The organism is Acinetobacter sp. AOR41_HL (assembly GCF_027854645.1).
Taxonomy (GTDB): Bacteria; Pseudomonadota; Gammaproteobacteria; order Pseudomonadales; family Moraxellaceae; genus Acinetobacter; species Acinetobacter nosocomialis.
On sequence record NZ_JAKTHZ010000046.1, the window covers coordinates 24,433 to 47,361 of the forward strand.

Here is a 22,929-nt window from a genome sequence, read left to right on the forward strand (position 1 = left end):
AGTAACTAAAAATATAGAGAGATAAGACACAATTTGACGCTCAGGTGACAGAGTCCCTCTTGTGTCTGTAACATAGCCCACTTAGCATAATACACACTTAAAATAACGACTGATTTGGAAGATAAGCTGACTATGACCAGCCTTGCGCATCATGCGACAGAAAACCGCTCTGTAGCCGAATTTACTGAACAGGCTTACTTGAATTATGCCATGTACGTCATTATGGACCGTGCATTGCCGCATATCAGTGATGGCTTAAAGCCTGTACAGCGCCGTATTGTCTATGCTATGAGCGAACTAGGCTTAAAAAATAGTGGTAAGCCTAAAAAATCAGCGCGTACAGTGGGTGATGTACTGGGTAAATACCATCCACATGGTGACTCGGCTTGTTATGAAGCCATGGTCTTAATGGCCCAGCCATTTAGCTATCGCTATCCTTTAATTGAAGGTCAGGGGAACTGGGGTTCACCAGATGATCCTAAGTCTTTTGCTGCGATGCGTTATACTGAAGCCAAACTCTCAGCCTATAGTGAATTGTTGCTGAGCGAATTAGGTCAGGGCACCAGCGAATGGCAAGATAACTTTGATGGTTCGTTAAAAGAACCGATCACTTTACCTGCACGTGTACCTAATATTCTTCTCAATGGTACAACTGGTATTGCTGTGGGTATGGCCACCGATATTCCACCGCATAATTTGCGTGAAGTGGTAAAAGGAACGATTGCCTTAATCCGTAATCCACAAACCTCAGATGAAAAATTAGCTGAATATATTCCGGCTCCAGACTTACCAACCAAAGCTGAAATTATTACTCCGCCAGAAGAGTTACTTAAAATCCAGACGACTGGTCGTGGTAGCTACCGCATGAGAGCGGTTTATTCTGTTGAAAAACATGAAATTGTGATTACTGAGCTGCCATATCAAGTATCTGGTTCTAAGGTGATTACTCAAATTGCTGACCAGATGCAGGCTAAAAAGCTGCCATTGGTCGTTGATGTGCGTGATGAGTCGGATCATGAAAACCCGACACGACTCGTGATTGTGCTGCGTTCTAACCGTATTGATGCGGAAGCAGTGATGAGTCACTTATTTGCGACCACCGATTTAGAATCAAGCTATCGTGTCAATTTAAATATGATTGGCGAAGATGGCCGACCTCAAGTTAAATCGATTCGCCGTATTTTACTGGAATGGATTGAGATCCGTAAAAAAACGGTAACTCGTCGTTTGCAGTATCATTTAAACCGTATTGAAAAGCGCCTACATATTTTGGCAGGTCTTTTAATTGCTTATCTCGATATTGATACAGTCATTCGTATTATTCGTGAAGAAGATCAGCCTAAACCAGTGTTGATGGAACACTTCAATATTGATGAGATACAGGCCGAAGCAATTTTAGAGCTTAAATTACGTCATTTGGCAAAACTTGAAGAGATGGAAATCCGTCATGAACAAGATGAGCTTTCGGCGAAAGCTGCCATTATTCGTGAACAACTCGAAAATCCTGAATCTCTAAAAAATCTGATTATTGGTGAACTAAAAGAAGATGCGAAAAAGTTCGGTGATGAGCGCCGTTCTCCAATTGTCGCACGTGCTGAAGCGGTTCAAATTAAAGAACAGGATTTAATGCCAGCCGAAACGGTAACAGTTGTGTTGTCTGAAGCTGGCTGGGTCCGTGCGGCAAAAGGTGCAGATGTTGATGCTGAAAATCTGAACTACCGCGCAGGGGACCAATATTTAAGTCATGCTGTCGGTAAAACCAATCAGCGAGTTTATTTCCTTGATGAAACAGGGCGTAGTTATGCCTTACCGATTAGCAATTTACCTTCAGCCAGAGGCTTGGGGGATCCATTAAGTTCTAAGCTTTCTCCAGCAAGTGGTGTGTCGTTTATTCAGGTTTATTTAGATGATGATGAGTCTGAGTTGATTGCTGCAAGTTCCGCAGGTTACGGTTTTAAAACTCAAACTAAGCAATTAGATACCACTGCGAAAGCCGGTAAGACATTTTTAACGGTACCAGAGAAGTCAAAAGCTCTACCACTCATTTCTGCCCAAAACATGACGCATTTAGCTGTACTGAGCTCGGCAGGGCGTTTGTTAATTTTAGATTTGGCCGAGCTGCCAAATTTAAATAAAGGTAAAGGTAATAAGTTGATACAACTTGAAGCCAAAGAGCAAATTTTATCCATGACAACCCTGAACTTAGATGAAATAATTCAGGTGGTTGCAGGTCAACAACATCTCAAATTAAAAGGTGATGATCTACAAAAATACATGGGTAAACGTGCTTCGAAAGGTCAGCTCTTACCACGTGGATATCAAAAAGCAAATAAACTGTTGATTCAGAGATAAAGCTAGCGTCTGGCAACATAAATACGCTATATATGGCAACAAGTTCAAGCAGTGAACTGAACTTGTTGGTATGGAATAATGATTAAAAGGGCAGCAATTTGGAGTACATAATTTGTACTCCATGCAAAAAATTTGGCAGGGTCAAATTGTCAAAACTTCTGTCTCATAATCTTGTTCGAAAGTGTCATGAATGTGCCAATAAGTTTTAAATATGTTCTGGCACCAAGAAGCTAAAGAATAGCTGGGGCATTGAATAACAGTTATTACTAAGGATTACGAATCGGAGATAATGGCATTATGGAAAAGATTTGGTTTGCAGAATACCAAAAGACAGGGATTCCAGAAACAGTAGCATTGCCTGCAGAAAATACCTCACTTGTTGATATTTTTGAGCGTAATTTCCAAAAATTTGGTTCTCGTGATGCCTTTATCTTTATGGATAAAGCCATGTCATTTAACGAGTTGGAACTTGCAAGCCGTAAGTTCGCGACCTATTTGCAAAACTTGGGGTTAGCAAAAGGTACGCGTGTTGCAGTAATGATGCCAAACGTATTGCAGTACCCGGTAGTGGCATTGGCAGTCTTCCGTGCTGGCTTGATTTTAGTGAATGTTAACCCGCTATACACAGCACGTGAGCTTGAACATCAGTTAAATGACTCAGGTGCTGAAGTTCTCGTCATTATTGAAAACTTTGCGAGTGTTTATCAAAGTATTTTAGGTAAAACTCCAGTCAAGCATGTTGTAGTTGCTTCTGTTGGAGACATGTTAGGTACACTAAAAGGTACTTTAGTGAACTTTGTTTTACGTAAAGTGCGTAAACAAATTCCAGCTTGGAATATTCCTGGCCATGTTAAATTTAATAGCGCATTAAATAAAGAAAACCCAAGCAATTATAAACGCCCGACTTTAACTTTAAGTGATACTGCTGTGCTTCAATATACGGGTGGTACAACAGGCGTTTCAAAAGGTGCTGAGCTGACGCATCGTAATTTGGTTGCTAACCTTTTACAGTGTGACGGTATTTTCCAAAGTAAATTTGGTGCAAATGATGGTGCTAAAGGCGATCGTATCGTTTGTGCATTACCGCTTTACCATATTTTTGCATTCATGGTTTGTGCGATGTACGGCATGTACAAAGGACAGGCAAATATCCTGATTCCGAACCCGCGTGATTTACCAGCCGTGATTAAGGAATTACGTAAATACCAACCTTCTTTCTTCCCAGCAGTAAATACATTGTTTAATGCCTTGGTAAATAATGAAGAGTTCAAACAACTTGACCATAGCAATTTAAAAATGGCAATGGGCGGTGGTATGGCAGTTTTACCTTCTACAGCAGAAGCTTGGAAGAAAATTACTGGCACTACCATTATTGAAGGTTACGGTTTATCAGAAACTTCTCCGGTAGCGACTGCAAACCCTCCAGCTTCTACTGAATTTAGCGGCACGATTGGTATTCCATTACCTTTAACAGAAGTTGCTATTTTAGATGATGACGGTAAAGAATTACCTTTAGGTGAACAAGGTGAAATCTCCATCCGTGGTCCTCAAGTGATGAAAGGCTATTGGAACCGTCCAGATGAGACCGCTAAAGTGATGACACCTGACGGCTTCTTCCGTACTGGTGACATTGGTGTAATGGACAGCCGTGGATATACAAAAATTGTAGACCGTAAAAAAGATATGATTTTGGTTTCAGGCTTTAACGTTTATCCAAGTGAAATTGAAGAAGTTATTGCTAAACATCCAAAAGTGTTGGAAGTTGCTGCAATTGGTGTTCCAGATGAAAAATCAGGTGAAGTACCAAAACTCTTTATTGTGAAAAAAGATCCAAGCTTGACCACAGAAGAAATTTTGAACTTTGCTAAAGAAAACTTAACAGGTTATAAACGTCCTCGTTATGTTGAGTTTATGGATGAATTACCAAAATCAAATGTAGGTAAAATTTTACGTAAAGATCTACGTAAACCTGCTTAATCGTTAGTGATTAAAAAAAGCGCCGTAGGGCGCTTTTTTATTTAGTGGCTTTTCATAAACCAGCGGTCTACATAAGGACGGCCGATTCCAACCATACCCACAAAAACAATCATTGTGCCGAGTTGTAGGCGTAAGTGAGACAAGTCAAGTTGGCCATAACTAAGGTAATTATCTATCAGACAATACACGATAATTACAATGAGCCAATGCCATAAAGGAAGTCTTTTGACACCCACTGCAATAAAAGTGATTGTCAAAATGACAAAGGTACCCAGTGTCGATTGCCAATTGAAATTCGCGCAAATCACACTCAGTAAAAAAGCGACAATGGGTAATACAATTTTGAAGATAAGATCTACCTGAAGCTGGTTCTTCTTTTGCTTTTCTAAGACCTCGAGCAATTCTTTTTGATCAGGTTGTTGCATACATAGCCCTATAAATCAGTGATGACATGCGATTGCATAAAATTTCAGGTAAAAACGATGAGTTATGATAGCATGATCAACAGTATTTTCAGTGATGGATGGCACTATGCACGGCATCAGCAGCATTATCTATATTATTTTAGTGGCATGTTTGCTGCCATACGCATTTACCGTAATTGCAAAATTTAAGGGTGGTTTTCAGCCCTCTGATAATCAGAACCCAAGAGATTTTCTTGCTAATACAAAGGGGATCGCTGCTCGGGCAAATGCAGTACAACAAAACAGTTTTGAAAGTTTACCTTTATTTTTAACAGCTATTCTGATGGCTGAATATATGGTGGTGCCTGAGTACTTTATTTTGAGACTGGGCTGGGCATATATTATTTTGCGCGTGATTTATGGCATTTGTTACTTGAGTAATTGGGCAACTTTACGCTCGATTGTCTGGTTTTTATCATTGTTATGCCCAATATTCTTGTTGATCGTGACAATTAAGTTGACTTGAGTGTCATTCTGTCACCATTCATATCAACTTTCGCGTGTGCGCATTGTATAATCGGCATCATTTTGATGATATCCACGTTATAATCGAGTGGATTTTACATCTGACTTCATAACGAAAGAGTATTGATATGAGTTACAGCAATATCCCAGCAGGTAAAGATGCACCAAATGACATCTATGTCATCATTGAAATTCCTGCAAATGCAGCGCCAATTAAATATGAAATTGACAAAGATTCTGATGCATTGTTTGTAGACCGTTTCATGGGCACAGCAATGTTCTATCCAGCAAACTATGGTTATGTACCAAATACTTTGTCTGAAGATGGCGACCCATTAGACGTACTTGTTGTAACTCCACATCCTGTTGCTGCTGGCTCTGTAATTCGTTGCCGTCCAGTGGGTAAATTAAACATGGAAGATGACGGTGGTATCGACGCGAAATTAATCGCGGTTCCACATGAGAAATTATCTCCACTTTACAAAGACGTGAAGGAATATACAGATCTTCCTCCATTGTTGATTAGCCAAGTTGAGCATTTCTTCAGCCACTATAAAGATTTAGAACCAGGCAAATGGGTAAAAATCAGCGGTTGGGAAGGTGCGGACGTTGCTAAAGCTGAAGTATTGAAAGCAATCGAAGCTGCAAAAAAATAAGTTCTGATTTTATGAGTCTAGTGTGTCTCAATTGATATTCTAGACTCAATAAAAAACCTACCTGTGTTACCAGAGGTAGGTTTTTTTATGCTTGATAGATCTATGAATTAGAATAATTTCACAGGGATATCAAGGAAGATACGCCATTCGTTTGTATCACCGATGTACGCATTAGATTGGTAAGCATCGCTCGCACGGTAGTAAGAGTTACGAATACGAAGGCTTGCATCTTTAGCAAAACCACTTTGAACTGTGTATTTCACTTGGTTAAAGAATTCACGCTCTTGAGCATCGTCAGTTACATTACGAACTTTGATGTCCCAGCCGTATACAAATGCAGTTGTCCAGTTCAAGCCAGGTAATACACCTAATTTACCGAAATCAACGTTGTATTGAATTTGTGCAGATTTCTCGTGGTTACCGATGAAATCAGACATATAAGAGTTTGGTAAATAAATACTTTGGAAACCATCAGCATTTTGACCATAGTCATAACCAACATTACCAGTATTTTGTTGGTAAGCAAGCATCACACTATGTGGACCAGTAGCATAAGTTCCTGAAATTGCCCAAATGTTGTTGGTCTTTTCTTCACCAGCTACACCAGTGTTACCATAATTTGGTGCTACAGCTCCAGTCGCTGAATAAGTATGTGCATTTGCATCAAACTTAGTATGGTAGCCACTAAAGTCATAAGTTAATGAGCTGTCATTTGTTAAAGGCTGTTTAAAGTTCACATTAGCGTAATGACGTTCAAGTGCATTTTTGCTGTCTAAGCCATAGTAAGATGCATTTAAGTTGTCATTAAACTTATATTTACCGCCCCAAACGATTGCACGATCAAGACCTCTGCCAGACGCATCGGCATCGGTATTAATTTGATCAGACATTTGGTCTTTAGTGAATTTACCAGCTACTAATTCAAGGTTCTTGATTTCATGGCTTGTTAATAAAGTACCTGTAAAATATTCAGGAACCATACGGCCAGTGTTACTTGCTAAAACTGGTAAATCGAGTACTTGAGTACCATAACGTACAGTCGTATTTGAGAAACGAGCTTTAACGCTACCGCCACCACGGCCCCAATGATCGTAAGCTGAACCATCATTGTGCTTAGGAATCATTTGGTTACCGGCATTATTATTTTCACCGATTTTAAATGAACCGTCACCAACAACGCCTACACCGAAACCAACAATACCAGGGGTAAAGCCAGATTCAAGATTTACAATTGCCGATTGAGCAAATGAACTAGTATCTTTCGCGCCTTGTTTTTTGTCGCGAGTTAGATAACCTGTACGGAAGAGAATAGAACCGTTCGCATCTTCAACAAATCCTTTTGCCTCACTTTGCTCGCTTGCCTGAGCTGAGGAAATTATTGCCGCAGAAATGAGAACTGCTAATGTAAGTTTTTGTGCATTTAGCATATTTAAAGAACCTCATAAAAACGATAAATCCTGTGCCTTGTTATAGTTCAGGGCCTAGGATTTCCATCAATTGTATAAGTAATCTATAAAAAAGATATATTTTTGTTGATTTTATTTTATATATGCTATGCAGAAATTGATTAATGTGCTACCGGTTATTTAGTAAATTTACTCATAGCCTTTTATACTTAATGTATTGTTTAAAATAAAAAAAGTAATTTATTTTTTAGTTGATTTTTACCATTTATTTTATAGTCAAACTTCAAAAAATACGTGATTCTTGTGTTCATTTTTTATCCTTTTTTGCTGGATATGTTTACTTTTTAACCTTGCTTTGAGTTGATTTTTTCAACGATTTATTTTAAGCCTACTTATAAAGTGTTACTGTATAACATTATTTTTAGAAGTACTGTATATGAACCGATTGTTATAATAAGCCAATAGAATTTAATTGAACTGATCAAATCTAGTGCGATATTTTGCATAAATTCTGTGCAGTACTTTTTTTATTTATATGGGTGCCTAAAAAAGACCCAAAATAGTTCATCGACTTTAACTCAGAAATAAATACAGAAATGAAGTAAGCAAAAATGCTCAATCACAGATCATTTCATCTACCGCCTTCAATAATTTACATACTTTTTATATCTCAACTTTAGATCTAAATAGAAAATTTACGCGTATCAAAGGAATACTTCTTACCTCGGTTACTAATTTCCGATAAGGGGTTTTTCTATGTTGAGTATTTTTAGATTTGTAATAAATCTATTCTATATATTTGTTTTTTATAAATATATTTCTATGAGCGTTAGGCAATATTTTCATTTTAAAAAGAATTTGATTTCAAAACTTATGCAGCCCAGCGATACCAAATATGGACTTGGCACAGCAATTGCTAAAGCTTAAGTAACAAAATTTGTTTAATTCAATTAAATCGTGCGTTCATTGTGGGGGAGATCAAAATGATGAAATTTGCACTTAAAGCAGTAGCAGTCGGCGTACTCACAGCAGGTTCAACCATGGTTATGGCTGAAAGTGCTCCATCTTTCTATGGAATCACGACAACAGGTAGCGTAGCAGCAACCACAGATTATCGTTTCCGTGGTGTTACACAATCTTCAAATAACCCTGCCATTCAAGGTGGTTTTACTTTTTCTCATAAATCAGGTGCTTATTTATCGCTTTGGGGTTCAAGTGTTGATTTTGGTGTAACAGGTAACTCAACTGAAACAGATATCGCTTTGGGTTATACCAATACGTTAAAGTTATCCGATAAGCTTGCGCCAACTTATGATGTAGGTGTGATCCATTATGGTTATATTGGTTCGGGGCATAGTTTTGACCGTAACGGTATTGGTTACGATGGCAAAAATGGATTAGATTTTAATGAAGTTTACGGTAAGTTAACGTTTGCCGATTCTTTATTTAAAGGCGATGCGCTCAGTGTGGGCGTTAACTATTCAAATGACTACTGGGCGAACTCTAAACAGTTCTGGTATTTTAACGTAGGTTATTCGGCACCAATTGCAAACACTGGATTTACTGGACTTGCATCAGTTGGTTATAACAAATTCAAAAATAAAGAGGCTTTAGCCGTAGTTGCGGGCGGCCCTGGTACAGACGACAGCTATATTGATTATAAAGTTGGTGTAAACCGTAACATTTTAGGTATTTTGGCTGAATTAGACGTAGTGGGTACCGATGTGAGTACTTCTGGTATGACTGATGCTCAGAAAAAGCCTTATGACGCTGGCCTAGTATTTAGTTTAACTAAAACTTTCTAAGTTTATGTTGTAAAAAAGCGGGAAAATCAACCCGCTTTTTTATTAGTTTTCTATTTCAGAAAGTAGTTGTTTTAACTGATTAAGCTCAATATTCGTGGCTTTAGACAAAGGCTGACGTGGTGACCCCGCAGAAATACCTTTTAACTGTAAACCTGCTTTAATTGTTTTAGGCAAACCACCAGTTACAATAAAACGTAGGACAGGAAGTTGTTGGTAAAATGACTTCTGAGCTTGCTCTAATTCACCATTTTTGACGTGTTGAATAAGCTGTTGAGGTTGTTGACCTAGCAAGTTTGGTGCTGCTGTACACCAACCGCTTGCTCCCGCACATAAGGCCTCTAAAGCTAGAGGATTACAACCGTTATAAAACGGAAGTTCACCTTTTGATAGTTCATAAATTTTATGCATGCGCTGAATATCGCCGCTGCTTTCTTTTACCATCGTGATATTTGCGATGTTGTTAAACATACGCACAATTAACTCTGGAGACATATCAACGCCACTGGTTGCAGGGTTGTTATACACCATAATCGGTAAACTCGTGGCCTGAGCAATCGCTTGATAATATTCAAAAATCTCTTGATCAGTTAGTTTCCAATAAGATACAGGAATCACCATAAGTGCATCTGCACCATAGCTTTGCGCGATCTGGGCTTTTTTGATGGCTTGATCATTGGTGAGTTCTGAAATTCCAATAATGACAGGCACGCGCTTATTAATGCTTTCAATTGAAGTTTTTGCGACTAAGCACCATTCATCCCATTCAAGATAAGCGCTTTCGCCTGTACTGCCTAAAGGTGCAATTGCATCGCAACCATTTTCAATAAGCAAATTCAGCATTTGTTTTAGAACAGGAAGATTAATGGTGTTGTCATCAGAAAATGGAGTAACAGGGTAGCCAATAATGCCGTTTAGTTTCATGGTCGAAGTCTCTTTTTAAATACAGTCAGAATGGTTTTTCAAAGCTTTACGTGCGTAGTAAGCAAAGTTCACTTTGTTGCGTTTATCGGTAGATACCCAGTCATGTGCTTCTGTTGCTAGACTGTGAGGGATAGGCTGAATTTGCCCGGCAGACATTGCCAGTAGTTGCAGTTGGGCTGCGCGTTCAATTAAAAGAGCCAAGTTACATGCTTCTTCAATGGTTTTTCCTGTGACCAGTTGGCCGTGGTGAGACAACAAAACAGCGCGGTTTTTACCCAGAGCAGAGGAAATCAAAATGCCTTCTTCATTACCCACAGGAACACCTGGCCAATGACCTACAAATGAGCAGTCCTCGTAAAGTGCACAGACGTCCATTTGAGAAATCATGAGTGGAATCTGTAGCATAGATAAAGCAGCTACATGGGTGGGATGTGTGTGAATAATGCAATTCACCTCTGGATGTTCTTTATAAATCCAAGTGTGAAAACGGTTGGCTGAGTTTGCCATTCCTTCTTGATTGATGGGTTCTAGATCTTGATTTACTTCAAGTAAGTTTGAAGCAGTAATTTCATCAAAACCTAATCCGAAACGCTGAGTAATAAAAGTTTCTTTATTTTCACTACGGCAAGTAATTTGTCCCGCTAAACCAGCATCATGACCATGATCAAATAAAATACGACAAGTAAGTGCAAGCTTTTGCCGATCAGTTAAATTTGAGTCGCTAATCCACTTTTGCATGTCTTGCTGTGCATGTTGCATCAGCTCTTGTTTGTTTACAGAAGCAGTCTTCATCTCTTCTCCAGTCCAGTTGACCAAATTAAGTAGGTGAAGGCAGAATAGAAAATAACTGGATGAATCAATACATCCAGTTTCTATAAGTTATATGGTCCAGATGGGGCGAATATGTTAAGACCTTGGCAAGTACATTTTCGTATCGATGAGAGAGAAGAAAAAACAGTTTTTTTAAAGCTTACTAACTTGATTAGCCAAGAAATTTTAAATGGGCGTTTAGTACAGGGAACTATGCTACCGGGGTCTCGTAGCTTGTCAAAAGAACTAGGAATTAATCGGAAAACGGTACAAGCGGCATATGAGGAATTAGAGGCACAAGGATGGCTAGTGACTCGCCCTCGAAAAGGCACATTTGTGGCAGATGTTTTGCCAGAAAAACAGCTTCAAATAGAGTCAGTATCTGAGCTAAAAGTTAATGAGAAGCCAATTATTCAAGAAGTGATTCAACGTCCACATAATGATGGTGTGCCAGATCCGAGGCTTATTCCATACGAATTATTTTCGAGGGCCTATCGGCATGCACTCATTAAAATTACGCAAAATCAGTACATGGGATATGGTGACCCAAGAGGAATGATTGAGTTAAGACAAGCCTTGCAACAAATGCTATCGATGGAACGTTTTATGAATGTTGCCGAAGATGAGATCTGTGTTGTACGTGGAAGCCAGATGGGAATTTTTCTTGCATCGCGCGCGTTACCAAACCGCCAAGGCGTCATTGTCGTTGAAGAGCTGTATTACCCATCTGCTTTTAAGGCATTTCAGTCAAATGGTTTTCAGGTTGTTACTGTCAAATTAGATGGGCAAGGTATTGTTATTGAAGATTTGGAACGGATTTTACAAGAACATTCTGTTGCTGCCATTTATACAACGCCACATCATCAGTACCCTACAACCGTTACCATGCCAATGAGTCGTCGTCTTCAACTCTTAGAGCTTTCAAAAAAATGGGGGTTTTACATTATTGAAGATGACTATGACCATGAATTCCACTATGACAGTCGGCCTATGCCACCCTTAGCGAGCTTACCTCACTCTGAGTTAGTCATTCATGTGGGCTCATTGTCTAAAGTTTTTGCACCTGGTATTCGGTTAGGCTACATCGTGGCAGCTCCACCCATCATTCACTCCATTACTGAAGATGTTTTATTGATTGACCGGCAGGGCAATAATATTACGGAACTCGCTTTAGCGGATTTAATGCAGAGAGGAGAGATCAAACGACACATACGTAAAATGAAAAAGATTTATCAGTTACGTCGCGATCATGCCTTAGCTGAGTTTCAACGAGTTTTTGCTCAAAGTATTCAAATACAACCACCTGCAGGTGGAATGGCTTTGTGGGTGAAATTTCAGAAAACATTTACCCAAGAACAGCTCATAAAGTTAAAAGAACTCAACATTGATACAGAACATAAGTTTAAACAGGAAGAACACCCTAATCGTAGTATTCGCTTTGGTTTTGCAGCTTTATCAGAGAAAGAAATTACGACTTTAATTGAAAACTTAAACAATATTTTTAATAGAAATAAATGAATAGCGGACACATAATCCGCTGTTTTATTTTAAGAATGATTGCCTCGATAGGAGAGAGCTTCTGTAAGGTGAGGACTTTGAATCATCTCACTTTGAGACAAATCGGCAATGGTACGAGCAACCCGTAAAACACGATGATAAGCACGAGCTGATAGATTTAAACGTTGCTGTGCCATTTCAATCATTCGCTGTGAAGTGTCATCTAGGACAGCGAATTGTTCTAATTGTTTTGGTGAAAGCGCTTGATTTAAACAATTCTGCCTTTTTATTTGTTGTTCATAAGCATAAATCACACGTTGTCGCACAGTTGTCGAATCCTCAGCAGGTGTTGGGTCTTGTAGTTCCTGAGCTTTTAATGGCGGTACATCGATATGTAAATCGATGCGGTCAAGTAATGGTCCCGATATACGATTTTGATAGCGCTTAATACTTTCGGGTGAACACTGACAACGACTGTCTTGATTAAATGCGTAACCACATGGGCAGGGGTTCATTGCTGCTATAAGCTGAAAGTTGGCAGGATAGGTAATTTGCCGGGCTGCCCGTGAAATGATAATTTCTTTTGACTCAAGCGGCTGGCGTAAGACTTCTAATACTTTGCGATCAAACTCGGGTAATTCATCTAAAAAGAGAACCCCTAAGTGAGATAAGGTAATTTCACCCGGTTTAGGATGCGAGCCGCCCCCAACTAGTGCAATTGCTGAGGCTGTATGGTGGGGTGCACGAAAAGGGCGCTGTCCAAAAATATGCGGTGTATTTGAAATCGAATAAATACTCGCAACTTCAAGCGTTTCTTGAGTAGAAAGTGGTGGTAAAATTGAAGGAAGACGTGAGGCGAGTAAAGTCTTACCTGTACCCGGTGGTCCTTTAAAGAGCAGGGAGTGCCCTCCAGCAGCTGCAATTTCCAGTGCACGACGTGGACGTAGCTGACCTTTTACATCAGCAAGGTCAAATTTATACGGTATGTCATTTGAGCGGGAAGATGATTGCACCTGAGATAGCTTGGTATTTCCTAAAAAGTGTTCACAAACTTCTTTTAAATGACTAACCGGATAACACTCAAGATTTGGTAAATGACTAATATCTTGACTATTATCTTGGGGTAAAACAATTTTATGCTGGGCTTGTTGGCAGGCCATTGCCAAAGTTAAAGCACCTGAAATAGGTCTTACATGACCATCTAGTGCTAACTCTCCAATAAATTCAAAGTCTTCAGTGCAGTTCTCTGGAAGCTGACCTGAGGCAATTAATATCCCTAATGCAATCGGTAAATCTAAACGTGAACCATCTTTGGGCAAATCTGCGGGAGCAAGATTAATAGTCAGCCGTTTAGTCGGAAACTGAAATCCACTATTAATAATGGCTGAGCGAACCCTGTCCTTACTCTCCCTGACTGCTGCTTCAGCAAGCCCTACGATCGTTAGAGAAGGTAAGCCTTGACTCACATGTACCTCTACTTCAATGAGAGGCGCATGTAAGCCTAAAAGTCCCCGAGTATAAATTTTAGAAAAAGACATCTTCTTGTTCCATTGTGGTGCTTAATTTTTAATCGTTGTAAAGTATAAGTGCGCTACATTGGTGCTTATTTTTTATTCTTTAAAGTTTCTTCTAATAGACTTACTTGTTTTTGTAGCTCTTCTAAACGTTGGTTGGCTAAATGAAGTGCAGTTTTTTGTCTTTCGATTTCTTGTTTAGACACGAGGTCTAATTTCTCGACAGTTTCATTTAATAATGCACGTAAGTTTTTTTCTAAATCTTTTTTAGGCTCGTCAATTTGTTCCAAAATAGCCTGTAATAGAGTTTCTAGCATGAGATATCCAAACTGTTGTATTACCTTATGCTTGCCAGTTTAACACTGCTTGAACCTCGTATATAGGCTTCTTGGCTTTTCCATATTGGATAACGATAAAATGAAATAAAAACAGGACTGCAAATTCATTTTATTTTTAGTAGCTCATCTACATCTTGATAACTAAATAGGTTATAAAGAAAGCTCATGCAAAAGATTCATCTCCTCCAACCTTTGAAATATTGGCATGAAAATTGAACATAAAACCTTACTGGTGAAAAGAAGCCGAAGGAAACAAACATGAAGCTTGTAACTGCAATTGTAAAACCGTTTAAATTAGATGATGTGCGTGAAGCACTCTCTGACATTGGTGTACAAGGGATTACCGTAACTGAAGTTAAAGGTTTTGGTCGTCAAAAAGGGCATACAGAACTTTACCGCGGCGCGGAGTATGTGGTTGATTTCTTACCTAAAGTAAAAATCGAAATTGCGATTAGCGATGAAATGGTCGACGCAGTAATTGAGTCAATTACTCGTGTGGCAAGCACTGGGAAAATCGGCGACGGTAAGATTTTTGTGACTAACCTGGAACAAGTCATCCGTATCCGTACGGGTGAAACAGGACCAGATGCTGTCTAAATTGGCACAAAGCTTGCTGAGCAATAAATAGCTCGCAAATGAGGTTGGGGGACACGAATGAAAAAAATGCTTATGGCGCTGAGTCTAACAGGCGCACTTTTGGGTGGTACTGCCGCTTGGGCAGAAGAGACTGTAACAACACCGACATCTGAGGTTACAGCAACATCAACGTCTGCAGCACCTGCAACAACTGCAGCAACACCAGCAGCCGCAACTCCGGCAGCTCCAGCACCGACACCAAAACTCGATACAGGCGATACATCTTGGATTTTAGTTTCAACAGCTTTAGTACTGTTGATGACGATTCCTGGTTTGGCATTGTTCTACGGCGGTATGGTCCGTAAGAAAAACGTATTAAGTACCATGATGTTCAGCCTTTCTGCTGCAATTTTGGTAAGTTTGCTTTGGGTGATTGCTGGTTATTCACTCGCGTTCTCTGGCACAGGTGCATACTTTGGTGACTTGTCTAAAGCTATGCTCAATGGCGTAGGTTTTAACGCACTAAGTGGAACAATTCCTGAAAGCTTATTTGTTATTTTCCAAATGACTTTTGCCATCATTACTGTCGCAATTTTGAGTGGTTCGATTGCTGACCGTATGAAATATTCAGCTTTCATGGCCTTTATTACAATTTGGGTACTTGTGGTTTATGCGCCAATTACTCACTGGGTCTGGGCAACAGATGGTTGGTTATTTAAAGCAGGCGCATTAGATTTTGCTGGTGGTACAGTTGTACATATCAACTCTGGTGTTGCTGGTTTAGTCGCAGCTTACATGCTTGGTAAACGTATTGGCCTTGGCCGTGAATCTATGGCACCGCATAACTTAACTTTAACTGTAATCGGTGCAAGCTTACTTTGGGTTGGTTGGTTCGGCTTCAATGGTGGTAGTGCCTTAGGCGCTGGTGCTCGTGCAAGTATGGCAATTTTAGTGACTCAAGTTGCTGCCGCTGCTGCTGCCTTCTCTTGGTTAGTTGTAGAACGTATGATTCGTGGTAAAGCTTCTGTATTAGGTGGTGCATCTGGTGCTGTGGCTGGTTTGGTTGTGATTACACCAGCAGCAGGTTTCGTCGGCGTAGGCGGAGCTCTAGTGATGGGCTTAATCGGTGGTGTAGTCTGCTTCTGGGGTATTACAGCACTTAAACGTTTACTCAAAGCGGATGATGCATTAGATGCCTTTGGTTTACATGCAGTAGGTGGTATTGTCGGCGCGATTTTAACTGGCGTGTTCTACAGTGATGAAATCATTAAAGCAGCTAGTGTGACTTTAGCACCAACATTTGCAGGTCAATTGTGGGTACAAGTTGAAGGTGTACTTGCAACTATGGTTTACAGCGGTATTGCAACCTTCATTATTCTTAAAGTAATTGATGTGGTGATTGGTCTGCGTGTTAATGCCGATGATGAACGTATGGGTCTGGATTTAAGCCAACATGGCGAACGTATTGAATAATTCATAATATATTTGCTGTACTAAAAACAGTCTTGGGCTGTGATCAAAGCGATGCTTTGATCTGGCTCAGGGCTGTTTTTTTGTCTCATAGAATGCTGGTTCAGTAAGCGTAGAAATTTTGCTACACTAGGTCAAAGTAATTGACCCTATTAAGTCCGCTATGCATTGTCCATTTTGCAACGCCGCAGATAGTAAAGTCATCGATTCTCGGCTAGCCGCAGAAGGCTGTCAGATTCGTCGACGTCGTGAGTGTGTAGTTTGCGGTGAACGTTTTACCACTTTTGAAAGCTATGAAGTGGTGATGCCCCGTGTGATCAAATCGAATGGAAAGAATGAACCGTTCGATGAAGCCAAGCTACGTCGTTCACTTATGCATGCTTTACAAAAGCGTCCAGTGACACAAGAGCAGATCGAAACGGTTCTGAGTGATATTCAATTGCAGATTCGCCGTTTAGGTGAACGTGATGTTAAGTCTAGAACTATTGGTGAAATTGTCATGCAATCTTTATTTGCACTTGATCATGTTGCCTATGTTCGTTTTGCTTCGGTTTATCAAGACTTTCAGGATGTTGAAGCGTTTCGCCGTCAAATTGAGCAAATGCAACAACGTGAACATTAATCATTTGAGATTTATATGTCTGAGTTGAAACAAGATCAGTACTGGATGCAGCAAGCCATTGAACTTGCCAAACGAGGACTCTATTCGACAAAACCAAATCCAAATGTCGGTTGTGTTATTGTCAAAGACAATCAAGTGATTGGTGAAGGTTTTCATCCGAAAGCTGGTCAACCTCATGCTGAAGTTTTTGCGCTGCGTCAGGCGGGTGAACAAGCACAAGGCGCAACTGCTTATGTGACGCTTGAGCCGTGTGCTCATTATGGACGAACCCCGCCGTGTGCTGAAGCATTGGTTAAAGCACAGGTTAAAAAAGTGGTGGTAGCGTGTCCCGATCCCAATCCGCTTGTTGCAGGTAAAGGTGTTCAGATCTTAAAAAATGCCGGTATTGAAGTAGAAATCGGGATTTGTGAAGATTTGGCAGCTCAACTTAATCAAGGCTTTTTAAAAGCGATGTCTACGGGCATGCCATATGTGCGTTTAAAAGTTGCTTCTAGTTTAGATGGGCGTACTGCAATGGCATCGGGTGAGTCGAAGTGGATTACTGGTTCTGCTGCTCGTCAAGATGTCCAACATTGGCGTGCGATTTCAGGTGCCGTGATTACAGGTATTGATACTGTGATTGCTGATGACTGTCAGCTTAATGTACGGTCACTCCATAATCTTGATATCGAAACAGTTGCGCAGCCAAAACGGGTAATTCTAGATCGAAGAGGGCGTTTACCGCTCACTGCTAAAATTTTAGAAAATCCTGAAACTGTCATGGTGATGGGGCCATATCGTCAGGAACTTGCTGACTTAGGCGTGATACAATTAGAAATTCAGCCTTTAAAAACACTATTACAGGCCTTATCTAAGCAATACCAAATTTATGATGTGCTGGTTGAAGCTGGCGCAACATTGTCTACCGTCTTTTTGCAAGAAGGTTTGGTAGATGAAATGATCAGTTATGTTGCCCCGACTTTATTGGGGCAAAGTGCAAGAGCCATGTTCAACGCAGATTTTGAATATATGGCACAGCAACTTCGTTTTAAACTTCTTGATGTAATACAACTTGATCAAGATATACGCTTAAGGTTAATCCCTACGCAAGAGAAAGTATGAATTCAGAGCCTTCGGTTTACCACAAACGTCGTCATGCAGCCCGCACGACAGACGAATATCTTTTTCATCAGCTTGTACCATACTTGGGTAACAAGCGCCGATTGCTCCACTTGATTTTAGAAGCTCTGGAAATTACAGGGACGCTGAACAGCAAGAAAAAGAATCCTCCGATTTTTGCCGACTTCTTCGCAGGTAGTGGTGTGGTGTCTCGCTTGGCACGTCAAAACGGTTACCGAGTCATTGCAAATGACTGGGAACCTTATAGCCATGCTTTAAATCATGCGATTTTAGCTTGTGTCGATGCACCCGCGTTTAAAGAGCTTGGTGGCTACCAGAAAGCGATTGATTATTTAAACCGTTTACCTGAGGTTAAAGGTTGGGTAACGCATAACCTTTGCCCTCGTAATGATGATGTCTATGATCCATCTCGTGACCGTTTGTTCTTTAAGCGTCGTAATGGTATGCGCATTGATGCGATTCGCCAGCAGATTGCAACATGGCAGGCACAAGGCGCAATTAATGATGTAGAAATGAGTGCCTTGCTTGCGCCATTACTCTATTCGGCAAGTTTTGTGAGTAATACCAGTGGTGTATTTAAAAGCTTCCACCAAGGGTGGGGCGGACGTACACAAACGGCCTTAGAACGAATTGAATCATTGCTGTGGCTCACACCGAGCCGTTTTTGTGAGATTGGTGACCGTAAACGCCCTGCTGCTGAAATGTGGTGTGTAGATGCTCAGCATTTAGCAAACCAGATGAGCGGTTTTGAAGTAGATGTAGCCTATCTTGATCCACCTTATAACCAGCATGCTTATAGTAGTAACTACCATGTTCTAAATGCATTGACGTTATGGGATCAAGTCGATTTACCACCGCCAGATACGAAAGGCTATAAGAGTGGTATTGACCGTGCATGGCGTAAAGAACGTCCAAGTCCTTATAACTCTTCTAAACATGCAAAAGATGCGTATGAAAAATTACTTTCAACCATCAATGCACGTTATATTCTGACCAGTTATTCGACCGATGGTAATATTGAGCCAAAAGACTTACTGATGGCCAATCTGGAGCGTGGAAAAGTCACTTTATTGACTCAAGATGTTCCACGTTATCGCGTAAGTAAACAACGTCAGTCAGAGCGCGCACGTGTGCTTGAGTTTATTGTGATTACAGATACTCATGCCAAACCAGGGCCGCCGTTACGTCAATTGTTAGGCCAGCTTTACCACTTTGCCGAGCTAGGTGGTGTAGATACTTCAGGTAACAGTACGCAGCTCGCACTTTGGTAAGCGCTGCAATTTAAGCAGTGTAAAAGATTTGGAGATTGAGCCATGTTTACAGGCATTATTGAAAGTTTAGGTAAAGTAGAAAGCCTGCAAAGTGTAGGTGGCGATGTGCGTTTACGTATTCAAACCGATTTGGATATGTCGGATGTACATTTAGGTGACTCAATTGCAACCAATGGGATCTGTCTCACCGTTATTGAGTGGGGAGACAACTGGTACGCAGCTGATGTTTCTCGCGAAAGTTTAAACCGTACCACTTTAAGTAACTGGAAAGTGGGTCAACGTGTCAATGTGGAAAAGGCGATGCTGCCAACAACCCGTTTTGGTGGACACATTGTAAGTGGTCATGTTGATGGTGTAGGTGAAATTACCGTAGTCCGTGAAGATGCTCGCTCAATTTATTATGAAGTGACAGCACCTGTAGAACTTGCTAAATACTTAGCAGAGAAAGGTTCTGTGACAGTAGATGGTATTAGTTTAACCATTAATCATTTACGCGGTAATATTTTAAGTTTGAACTTAATTCCGCACACAGCAGAACGTACCAATATTGGAACCTGGCAAGTCGGTAGCAAAGTTAACCTAGAAGTCGATGTATTAGCACGTTATATTGAGCGTTTATTACTGGGTGATAAAGCTGCTGAACAAAAAACCGAGTCAAATATTAGTATGGCTTTCTTAGCTGAAAATGGCTTTTTAAAATAAAGTTTTAAATCGCTAAAATAAAAAACCGGACATATGTTCCGGTTTTTTATTTTTGAAATTAATGTTTGGTCAGAGTAACCGAGTGTGTGCCAACCCATGGTTTATTATGCTGGGTGCGTGTAATTGAAAACTCACCTTTTTCTGACGCTCGTGTGAGTAAAATTGAAAGTGAATTAAAGTCGTTATGACTCATATAAAGTTCTTGTGCTGAAAATGTCCATTGCTCACCCTGATTAAGCTGCTCAAGTTGCATTGAAATCTGATGTGGAATGTCCATTTTTACCCTCATTAATTTTCATAAATACATATGCATTATTCTAATAATTATTTGAACTAAAAGAATATTATGCATGACTATTTTGTGACAATTAAATGTCATTTTTATGACAAGGAACGTTGTATAAACTTTACTTTTCTATTTTTTCATCAGAAAACTTAGAATTTTTTAAAATATATTCAATTTCTTCTTGAGCTGCCGAATTTAGCTTAGCTCGGAAAGCCGTAACAGACTGTTCAATTAAGCTCTCAGCTTCAAGCTCTAAACGAATACGTAAACTTTCAAGCTCAGATAAGATTTGATCATCGGTAATGCTAAGTTTTACGCCAGAAGAGTAGTTCACTGCTGGTGTTTCAGGATTTTTCTGATAACGCGCAGTGTGTTCAGCAACTTCTTGTTCTAAATGACTGCGGAAAGCTTGTAGAGCTTGAGTTTGTTCACTAAATTTACGAACTTCGTCTGCTTGTAATTCAGCAGCATAGGCTGCTTCCATTGCGCGCTTATCTGCAAGAGACTTTTCTAAAGCAAGCTGACGACGAATACGTGCCTGTTCGATTAACTCTGCTTTTAAGTCAGCATAAGCTTGTTCAATGTTTTGCTGTGATTCTAGCTGTGCCTTCTCATCATTGAGTACCCAAAGTTGAATAGGCGTCTGAGGCTCTAATAAATCACAAATACGTGCCAAATCCTGTTGATAGGCATGACGGACAGCTTCAGGCGCATTTAACCATCTTTTTTTAAAATCTTGCCCGACATTTAATGCCACCACAGTTCTCCTTTGCTCAACAGTATCTACATTTTAGCGCGTTATAATTTAAAGGTTCGAGGTTCTATACCTAAACGACGATACATTTTAAATTTTTCTCGGCCAATTTGCTTGGCTGCTTCATTATTTTCAACAATTTCTATAATGTGGCTAAAATGATTCACTTGTTCAAGTGCATGATTGTTAAAATTAAATACCAACCAGCCTTGTTCAGAAGGTTGTTTAGCCGAAATACATACTGCTGCGTCTGCCTGATCAATCCCATGTGCAATGAAACTGGTCGGATCAAAGCTCCACAATTTTTCATCAAGTGTTTGTTGTAACTGTACATCTGGGCAATACCACCAGATATTTGAATGTTTCAGCAAGATCTTTCGACATAAACGGCAAGCACTATCGACTTGCCGTTCTTCACTGGTTTCAAACAGATAAAAGCTAACTTTAGCCATTCGTATTTACACGGTTAGCCAAGAATTGCATAAGTAGTGGTACTGGACGGCCAGTTGCACCTTTTGCTGTACCTGATAACCAAGCTGTTCCTGCTACATCTAGATGAGCCCAACGATAGTCACGAGTAAAACGCTCAAGGAAGCAGGCCGCTGTAATTGCACCACCGTGTGGTCCACCAATGTTAGCGATATCTGCAAAAGGTGAGTCCAAGAGTTCTTGATAATCATCAATCACTGGCATGCGCCATACACGGTCGAATGACTGCTCACCAGCTTGTTGTAGCTCAGTTGCTAAAGCATCGTCAGGAGAGAATAAACCGCTTAACACTTTACCTAATGCCACTACACAAGCACCAGTTAATGTTGCGATATCAATCACAACTGCCGGATTGAAACGTTTGATATACGTTAACGTATCGCAAAGAACTAAACGGCCTTCAGCGTCAGTATTTAAAATTTCAACAGTTTGGCCGCTCATGGTCGTTACGATATCGCCTGGGCGGGTCGCTTTACCCGAAGGCATATTTTCTGCTGCTGCAATCGCACCTACCACATGAATTGGAAGGCGTGCTTCACATAGTGCGCGAATCGTACCAAGTACAGAGGCTGCACCACACATATCGAACTTCATTTCATCCATGCCAAGGCCTGGTTTTAAAGAAATACCGCCTGTATCAAAAGTAACGCCTTTGCCGACAAGTACGACAGGGGCTTGTTCAAGCTGTGCTTGGTATTCAAGAGTGACAATACGGCCCGGACGCTCAGATCCTTTACTCACAGCAAGGAAAGCATACATGCCTAAGTCAGCCATTTGCTGCTCATTTAAGACAGTCACTTTGAGTAAATCAGGGAATTCTGCTGCCAAAGCTAAAGCCTGTTCAGCCAAATATTCAGGGAAACAGATATTACCTGGACGGTTACCTAAGTCACGCGCAAAAGATTGACCAGATTGTACGGCATGTACTAAAGCAAGTTGATTTTCATCAAGGCTTGTGTGTGGACTAATTAAATCAACTTGTTGTAACACAAATTCATTTTTTTTCGATTTAAACTCATCATAACCATAAGCTGCTTGAGTTAAGCTTAATGCAAATAAATAATGGTATTCGACAGGTAATGCAGCAATATCAACTGCGATATGCTTAAATTTATTTTGTGTCGATTTGATAATGGTTTGTGCCAATTTAGCTAACTTAACTGCTTGAAGTTCAGCTGCTTTTCCTAAACCAAGTAGTTGGCTGTGAGGTTGAGTGCTAAGCTGACCAAATAATGGCAGTGTCTCATTGAAGTTAGCTTTATATTGAGTCGCCGTAAGAATACTTTCTAGGTTATTGATTTGATATGTATTGAGGTTGCTTTGTAGCTGTTCTGAATCAACTAAAACCCACAAAGATTCATTAGATGTTTGTTCAGGAAAAGTTGTATAAGTTGTAAATTTCATGGCTGCCGTGATTGCCTATAGAAAGTTATGT

At 40.2% G+C, this 22,929-nt stretch carries 22 protein-coding genes; 12 read left to right on the forward strand and 10 right to left on the reverse strand.

Annotation, left to right across the window (positions count from 1 at the left end):
• The first annotated feature begins 132 nt into the window (after positions 1–132).
• Together parC and MKL35_RS17245 are read left to right on the forward strand one after the other, a co-directional pair.
• Positions 133–2,352, forward strand: coding sequence for a DNA topoisomerase IV subunit A (parC, locus tag MKL35_RS17240; RefSeq protein WP_033854509.1), 2,220 nt, complete (start codon positions 133–135; stop codon positions 2,350–2,352).
• 297 nt (positions 2,353–2,649) lie between these two features.
• A complete protein-coding gene (locus MKL35_RS17245; protein ID WP_031956157.1) occupies positions 2,650–4,329 on the forward strand; it encodes a long-chain-fatty-acid--CoA ligase in 1,680 nt (559 codons plus the stop codon).
• Positions 4,330–4,370: 41 nt separating this feature from the next.
• Here MKL35_RS17245 and MKL35_RS17250 read toward each other — a convergent pair whose 3' ends face one another.
• Entirely contained in the window at positions 4,371–4,754 is a 384-nt protein-coding gene (locus MKL35_RS17250; protein WP_032011652.1) for a hypothetical protein, read from the reverse strand.
• A 106-nt stretch (positions 4,755–4,860) separates the two neighbouring features.
• Here MKL35_RS17250 and MKL35_RS17255 point away from each other — a divergent pair, with 106 nt between their 5' ends.
• Together MKL35_RS17255 and ppa are read left to right on the forward strand one after the other, a co-directional pair.
• Positions 4,861–5,259 (forward strand): MAPEG family protein, encoded by a 399-nt coding sequence (locus MKL35_RS17255; RefSeq protein ID WP_002048944.1) that lies wholly within the window; start codon positions 4,861–4,863, stop codon positions 5,257–5,259.
• A 127-nt stretch (positions 5,260–5,386) separates the two neighbouring features.
• Positions 5,387–5,914, forward strand: a complete 528-nt coding sequence (ppa, locus tag MKL35_RS17260; RefSeq protein ID WP_002048945.1) for an inorganic diphosphatase — start codon at positions 5,387–5,389, stop codon at positions 5,912–5,914.
• A gap of 107 nt (positions 5,915–6,021) precedes the next feature.
• Here ppa and MKL35_RS17265 read toward each other — a convergent pair whose 3' ends face one another.
• Positions 6,022–7,341 carry an OprD family outer membrane porin gene (locus MKL35_RS17265; protein WP_016803666.1) on the reverse strand — a complete coding sequence of 440 codons (1,320 nt, stop codon included), beginning with the start codon at positions 7,339–7,341 and terminating at the stop codon, positions 6,022–6,024.
• A gap of 962 nt (positions 7,342–8,303) precedes the next feature.
• Between MKL35_RS17265 and MKL35_RS17270 the strand changes: the two genes are divergently transcribed.
• The gene (locus tag MKL35_RS17270; protein ID WP_032011650.1) at positions 8,304–9,125 is read left to right on the forward strand and encodes a TorF family putative porin; all 822 of its coding nucleotides are present in this window, start codon (positions 8,304–8,306) and stop codon (positions 9,123–9,125) included.
• A gap of 42 nt (positions 9,126–9,167) precedes the next feature.
• On the opposite strand, the gene MKL35_RS17275 is transcribed toward MKL35_RS17270, so the two are convergent.
• A complete protein-coding gene (locus MKL35_RS17275) occupies positions 9,168–10,046 on the reverse strand; it encodes a dihydrodipicolinate synthase family protein (RefSeq protein WP_270914283.1) in 879 nt (292 codons plus the stop codon).
• Positions 10,047–10,061: 15 nt separating this feature from the next.
• Positions 10,062–10,838, reverse strand: coding sequence for an aldolase (locus tag MKL35_RS17280; RefSeq protein ID WP_032011648.1), 777 nt, complete (start codon positions 10,836–10,838; stop codon positions 10,062–10,064).
• A 111-nt stretch (positions 10,839–10,949) separates the two neighbouring features.
• Between MKL35_RS17280 and pdxR the strand changes: the two genes are divergently transcribed.
• Positions 10,950–12,374 (forward strand): MocR-like pyridoxine biosynthesis transcription factor PdxR, encoded by a 1,425-nt coding sequence (pdxR, locus tag MKL35_RS17285; protein ID WP_032011647.1) that lies wholly within the window; start codon positions 10,950–10,952, stop codon positions 12,372–12,374.
• A 29-nt stretch (positions 12,375–12,403) separates the two neighbouring features.
• On the opposite strand, the gene MKL35_RS17290 is transcribed toward pdxR, so the two are convergent.
• Positions 12,404–13,891: a YifB family Mg chelatase-like AAA ATPase gene (locus tag MKL35_RS17290; protein WP_032011646.1), complete on the reverse strand. Its 1,488-nt coding sequence runs from the start codon at positions 13,889–13,891 to the stop codon at positions 12,404–12,406.
• 65 nt (positions 13,892–13,956) lie between these two features.
• Positions 13,957–14,184, reverse strand: coding sequence for an accessory factor UbiK family protein (locus MKL35_RS17295; protein ID WP_002048939.1), 228 nt, complete (start codon positions 14,182–14,184; stop codon positions 13,957–13,959).
• A 279-nt stretch (positions 14,185–14,463) separates the two neighbouring features.
• Here MKL35_RS17295 and glnK point away from each other — a divergent pair, with 279 nt between their 5' ends.
• From glnK to MKL35_RS17325, 6 genes are all read left to right on the forward strand, one after another.
• On the forward strand, positions 14,464–14,802 hold the full coding sequence (glnK, locus tag MKL35_RS17300; RefSeq protein WP_000780326.1) for a P-II family nitrogen regulator: 339 nt from the start codon (positions 14,464–14,466) through the stop codon (positions 14,800–14,802).
• A gap of 57 nt (positions 14,803–14,859) precedes the next feature.
• Positions 14,860–16,254 (forward strand): ammonium transporter, encoded by a 1,395-nt coding sequence (locus MKL35_RS17305; protein WP_032011645.1) that lies wholly within the window; start codon positions 14,860–14,862, stop codon positions 16,252–16,254.
• A gap of 160 nt (positions 16,255–16,414) precedes the next feature.
• A complete protein-coding gene (nrdR, locus tag MKL35_RS17310) occupies positions 16,415–16,873 on the forward strand; it encodes a transcriptional regulator NrdR (RefSeq protein ID WP_004710970.1) in 459 nt (152 codons plus the stop codon).
• Between the two features lie 15 nt (positions 16,874–16,888).
• Positions 16,889–17,974 (forward strand): bifunctional diaminohydroxyphosphoribosylaminopyrimidine deaminase/5-amino-6-(5-phosphoribosylamino)uracil reductase RibD, encoded by a 1,086-nt coding sequence (ribD, locus tag MKL35_RS17315; RefSeq protein WP_032011644.1) that lies wholly within the window; start codon positions 16,889–16,891, stop codon positions 17,972–17,974.
• Positions 17,971–19,263, forward strand: coding sequence for a DNA adenine methylase (locus tag MKL35_RS17320; RefSeq protein ID WP_001083669.1), 1,293 nt, complete (start codon positions 17,971–17,973; stop codon positions 19,261–19,263). The genes ribD and MKL35_RS17320 overlap by 4 nt, the downstream gene beginning before the upstream one ends.
• 42 nt (positions 19,264–19,305) lie before the next feature.
• On the forward strand, positions 19,306–19,965 hold the full coding sequence (locus MKL35_RS17325; RefSeq protein ID WP_002048938.1) for a riboflavin synthase: 660 nt from the start codon (positions 19,306–19,308) through the stop codon (positions 19,963–19,965).
• A 58-nt stretch (positions 19,966–20,023) separates the two neighbouring features.
• On the opposite strand, the gene MKL35_RS17330 is transcribed toward MKL35_RS17325, so the two are convergent.
• The 4 genes from MKL35_RS17330 to MKL35_RS17345 all read right to left on the reverse strand — a co-directional run bounded on the left by MKL35_RS17330 (position 20,024) and on the right by MKL35_RS17345 (position 22,898).
• The gene (locus MKL35_RS17330; protein WP_002048916.1) at positions 20,024–20,242 is read right to left on the reverse strand and encodes a hypothetical protein; all 219 of its coding nucleotides are present in this window, start codon (positions 20,240–20,242) and stop codon (positions 20,024–20,026) included.
• A gap of 130 nt (positions 20,243–20,372) precedes the next feature.
• Positions 20,373–21,011 carry a cell division protein BlhA gene (gene blhA, locus MKL35_RS17335; RefSeq protein ID WP_080631573.1) on the reverse strand — a complete coding sequence of 213 codons (639 nt, stop codon included), beginning with the start codon at positions 21,009–21,011 and terminating at the stop codon, positions 20,373–20,375.
• Positions 21,012–21,049: 38 nt separating this feature from the next.
• On the reverse strand, positions 21,050–21,457 hold the full coding sequence (locus MKL35_RS17340; protein WP_006581179.1) for a DNA polymerase III subunit chi: 408 nt from the start codon (positions 21,455–21,457) through the stop codon (positions 21,050–21,052).
• Positions 21,450–22,898 (reverse strand): leucyl aminopeptidase, encoded by a 1,449-nt coding sequence (locus MKL35_RS17345; RefSeq protein WP_032011643.1) that lies wholly within the window; start codon positions 22,896–22,898, stop codon positions 21,450–21,452. Before MKL35_RS17345 ends, MKL35_RS17340 begins: the two co-directional genes overlap by 8 nt.
• Between the last annotated feature and the right edge of the window lie 31 nt (positions 22,899–22,929).